General features: G+C 65.5%; 1 protein-coding gene. It reads left to right on the forward strand.

Annotated elements, in window-relative coordinates; all coding sequences use genetic code 11:
* On the forward strand, positions 1–505 hold a 505-nt coding region (locus CSC70_RS14490; RefSeq protein ID WP_162457243.1), incomplete at both ends, for a phenylalanine 4-monooxygenase.

Genomic DNA, 505 nt, shown 5'->3' on the forward strand with positions numbered 1-505 from the left:
GCTACAGCGCCGACGACCACGCCACCTGGGGCACCTTGTATCGGCGCCAGCGCGAGCTGCTGGTCGGTCGCGTCTGCGAGGAGTTCCTGCAGGCGCAGGACGCGATGGGCATGGGCCAGACGCACATCCCGCGCTTCGATGCGCTCAATCGCGTGCTGCAGGCAGCCACCGGCTGGACCCTGGTCGGCGTGCAGGGCTTGCTGCCGGAGCTGGATTTCTTCGATCACCTGGCCAACAGGCGCTTCCCGGTGACCTGGTGGATCCGCCGGCCCGATCAGATCGATTACATCGCCGAACCCGATCTGTTCCATGACCTATTCGGGCATGTGCCGTTGTTGATGAACCCGCTGTTTGCCGACTTCATGCAGGCCTATGGCCGCGGCGGGGTCAAGGCGCACGGCATCGGCCCGGACGCGCTGCAGAACCTCACCCGGCTGTATTGGTACACGGTGGAATTCGGTCTGATCGACACGCCGCAGGGCCTGCGCATCTACGGTGCCGGCAT

Source organism: Pseudoxanthomonas kalamensis DSM 18571 (assembly GCF_010211745.1).
GTDB classification, from domain to species: Bacteria; Pseudomonadota; Gammaproteobacteria; order Xanthomonadales; family Xanthomonadaceae; genus Pseudoxanthomonas_A; species Pseudoxanthomonas_A kalamensis.